Source organism: Metallibacterium sp. (genome assembly GCF_054637675.1).
On sequence record NZ_JBTSRB010000092.1, the window covers coordinates 1 to 4,376 of the forward strand.

1 protein-coding gene and 1 pseudogene are annotated in these 4,376 nt (G+C 62.6%); one reads left to right on the forward strand and one right to left on the reverse strand.

What is annotated here, in order from left to right:
* Positions 1–521: pseudogene (locus tag ACYDAT_RS15680) on the reverse strand (IS3 family transposase); the annotation flags it as partial.
* 208 nt (positions 522–729) lie between these two features.
* Between ACYDAT_RS15680 and ACYDAT_RS15685 the strand changes: the two are divergent.
* Positions 730–3,567 (forward strand): bifunctional diguanylate cyclase/phosphodiesterase, encoded by a 2,838-nt coding sequence (locus ACYDAT_RS15685; RefSeq protein WP_461451329.1) that lies wholly within the window; start codon positions 730–732, stop codon positions 3,565–3,567.
* Positions 3,568–4,376 lie beyond the last annotated feature (809 nt).

Below are 4,376 nucleotides of genomic sequence, written 5' to 3' on the forward strand. Positions count from 1 at the left end.
GTACCAGTCGATGATGGCGGCCAGGTAGACGAAGCCGCGTGCCATCGAGATGTAGGTGATATCCATGGCCCAGATCTGGTTGGGCCGGGTGATGGCCGGACCACGCAGCCGGTAGGGATGGACCGATGCCGCGGATGCTTGCGGCTGGTGTTGGGCTTGCGGTACAGGGCGACGATGCCCATGCGCGCCATCAGCGTGCCGACGTGCCGTCGGGTCCACGGCTTGGCCCTCACGGCGCAGCAGGTCGCGCAGCAGGCGCGCGCCGGCGAACGGGCGCTCCAGGTGCGGCGCGTCCATGTGGCGCATCAGCGTCAGATCACGATCGCTGACCGGCTGGGGCCGGTAGTACGCCGTGCCGCGGCTGATCGCCAGCAGTGCAGCCCGGCGCTTCAGTGACAGATCGTGGCCACGATCAATCATTTGCTTGCGCTCAGCAGGCCGGCCTTGCCGAACGCACCGGACAAAAAATCGATCTCCAGTGCCTGCTGGCCAATCTTCGCGTGCAGCGCCTTCACTTCAAGTGAGCCGGCAAATGGGTTGCACTACGAGTCCCTTGCGGCGCGCAAGCAAGAATGATGAAGATGATGCCTGAAACATCCTGCCTGTTGGCCACTGGCCCCCATGTGTCGCGGGTGGCAAAGTGCAGAGCCGCGCCAACTGGCATGCATCATCATTCCTTCGATGCCGTGCTTTTGAAGCAGGTGTGCCCACTCGAAAGTCTGAATAACGATGGATCCACCCCCGTTCGATTCACCTGCTGATGGCGTCGAGCGCCTGTATGCAGCACTTGCCGACATCGGTGATCTGGTGGCCGCGATGCCGTCCCTCCAGGAGCTCTATACGGGGGTGGTGCGCATCCTGGAGCGCCATGTCGGGGCATGGCTGGTGATCATCGGCGAAATCGACCACGCCGCCGGAATGATGCATCGCCGCGCGCCGGATCCACCGCCGCGCGATCAGGAGGACATTTATCCTGCGGCAGTACCGATCCACATTGCTCGCCCAATGTTCTGGGAGGGCCACATTGATGTTGAGCCCAACATCGTCGACGCGCCGGGCCGTGAAGCCTTGCGTCCCGCCTATGCGAAATATGGTATTCGCGCCGCCGCCGCCGTGCCCATCATGCGTTTCGGCCAGGTGCACGCGGCCCTGATCCTGCGTTCACGCGATCCGTCCTTCTTCTCGCCGCCGCTCCTGCAATTGCTCGACCGGGCAGCCGTCAGCATTGGGCGGGCGCTGGAGGGGGATGCGCAGCGCTCTGAACTCAAGCGCGCGATGCAGGAGGCTGGACGTCTGCAGCGCGCCGAGCGGCTGTTGGGCGAGACGCTCAAGATCGCGATTCACGCCGAGACGCAGGGAAACCTCTTTGCCAGGGCCTGCACCGTCGTCGTCGAGACGGGCGGATATGCGGTGTGCTGGATGGGGGTTCTGCAGGATGACAGCGAGCGCAGCCTGCACTTGATGGCGCATGCGGGTCGCGCCGAGGCGCACTACCGCACGATCCAGATTCGCCTGGCCGATCCCGTTTTCGCGAGCAGCGTATCGGCGCGTGCGATTGCGAGTGGAGCGCCGCATCTGCGTTGGCCCCGACAAGAGGGCGATGAACCTTGGGCTCGAGATGCGCGGATGCTCGGCCTCGGTTCCATCCTGGGGCTTCCGCTGCGCGTCGCCGAGCATATCGAGGGTGTCCTTGTGGTTGGCGCCGAGGACGAGGGCGCTTTCACCGACGCCGAAGTGCGCGTGTTCGGCGAAATTGCCCTGGAACTCAGTCTGGGCTGGGAACGTCTGCGTTCGCGCACGGCCCGCGTGACCGCTGAAATAGCCTTGCAGACCAGCCTGCGGCAGTTCCAGGCAATCGTGTCGAATCAATACGCCGCCACGCTGGTCGTGACCGCCGAGGGTCAGGTCTTGTTCGCCAACGCCGCGTTTTGTCGCATGTTTGGCATCGATGGGAATCCGGAACAACTACTGGGCGCACGCGCGGCCGACATCATCGAGCGGATCAGCCCGGTCTACGCCAATCCCGAACGCGAGGTGCGCCGCATCCACGAGATCCTCGAGCACGCCGAATCCGTGCAGGGTGAGGAGATGGAGATCCGCGGTGGCAGAACCTACCTGCGTGACTTCGTACCCATTGTGATCGATGGTCAGCCGCTGGGCCGAATGTGGCAACACATCGACATCACCGATCGCAAAGTCCAGGCGGCCCAGATCGAGCGTCTTGCCTATTACGACACGCTGACCGACTTGCCCAACCGCCGCCTCTTCTTCGAATGGCTTGCTCGCGCCCGAAGCCTGTCGCGGCGTCATCAGGACTCCATCGCGATCGGAGTGCTCGATCTCGACGGTTTCAAGGGCATCAACGATCAGCATGGCCACGCGGCAGGCGACGAAGTGCTCCGCGAATCCGCTCGGCGCATGCAGACCGCGCTGCGGGAGGGGGACATCTCGGCACGACTCGGTGGCGACGAATTTGCACTCCTGCTCATCGACATCGAGAGCGAAGAGCAGGTCCGCGGCGTGAGTTGGCGCATGCTTGAACTGCTCCGCGCTCCCATCCTCTGGCAGAGCGAACGGCTGCTCTGCTCGGCGAGTGTCGGCTGGACTCTCTATCCGCGCGACGATGCGCCCCCGGATATTCTGCTTCGGCATGCCGATCTCGCAATGTATACGGCCAAGCAGGCTGGCCGGGACCGCGATCAGTTCTATTCGGAGGTTCTCGAAACCGCAGGTTCCGAACACAGGGCTCTGCACGAACAGATGGTCGTGGCGTTGAGAGACGATCACCTCGTGCTGCTGTATCAGCCCATCGTAGTAATCGACGAGGATCCGGTTGCATGCCGCGTCACGGGGCTCGAGGCACTGTTGCGATTGCAGGACGATACCTGCGGGCTGCTGCCACCCTCAGCGTTCCATTCCATGCTCGATGATGCGGTGCTGTCGCGCCCCATCGGACGGCGAGTCCTCGATCTGGCTCTGCGGACCTGCGAGCGCCTGCTCGCACACGACGTGGTTTTGCCGATTTCCGTCAACATCAGCTCGCGGCACTTGCTGCACCCCGAGTTCATTCACGATGTCGAGGCCGCGCTCGCTGCGCACCCCGCTATTGACGCCACGCTGCTGGGCCTCGAAATCACAGAGACCGGCCCCTCGCTTGATCGCGCCCAGGCGCGCCGAGTCACCGAGGAATGTCGTTCCCGCGGCGTGCTCGTCAGTCTTGATGATTTCGGCACCGGCAACTCGTCCCTCAGCCACATCCAGCAATTGGAAGTAGCCACCCTGAAGATGGACCAGAGCTTCGTGCGCGACCTGCTCGTCGGCTCGCGCAACCTCGCAATCGCCGCTGGCATCATCACCACCGCGCAAATGCTCGGTGTGACGCTCATCGCCGAGGGCGTCGAGACGGAGGCACAGGGCGTGGCGCTGCTCTCCCACGGCTGCCGGCAACTTCAGGGCTACGCGATCGCGAAACCCATGGCGGAGGCTGACATTCCGGCGTGGATTCAGGGATGGAGTCCATTCTCATCTTGGCCGAGGGCGCTCGGATCGAGCAAGCGTTGGCCGTAGAAAGGTTTTGCCGCGCTCAATTACGCCCATGAAATTTTCTGCTGTAGCACTGCGTACACGACTGCGGCAGGCGCGGAATTATATGCCGCGCGCGAGCATCGGCAAGGACGAGCGCGGTTTGTTGGTCTCTGCATTCGGGTATGGCGCAGAGGGCCGCAGCGTAACGTGTCAAATCCGTTGTACCCCGTCAGGCTGGTCAACATCTTCTGCGCGCACGAACGTCCGAAATATATCAACAGGACGGCTAGGCCACTGTGAAAAATCGTATGCTTTCGCATTCGGGGCATAGGAACGTGTGCAAGTCGGGCACCCCACTTGAAGAGGATGCGGCGAGATAAGAATTGATTTTGGTATCGGGTTGCATTTCCACCGCGCGGCCTGCATTGGCACATACATCACAAATTACTGGGCGGTTTGGATCGTTGAGGCGAACGTTACGCATGGTCGATTCTCCATTTCAGTTGCAGGACGACACGAACCCAAAGTCTGCGCACCGACGAACAAGGACGCAACGCGTCGAGTAACTGCATCGATTTTCATGTGTCGTTCCACTGCGATGTCTCGGTCTCGACAAAGTTTGCGTCTGCGGTGCAGGCGCGTCTGCGCGCTGACGTACCCGAGTTGAGTGCGCATGGTTTGATTGCCTGGGTCCATGCAGTCAGATGCGCACCGATTGCCCCGCCATGCAGTCGGCGTCCAAGGGCGTGCTGCTGGAGCCGGTCGAGATGCTGCTGGGCGAAGTGCTCTACGAGCCCGGCAGCCACGTGACCCACGTGTACTTCCCGGCCACCGCGATCGTGTCGCTGCTG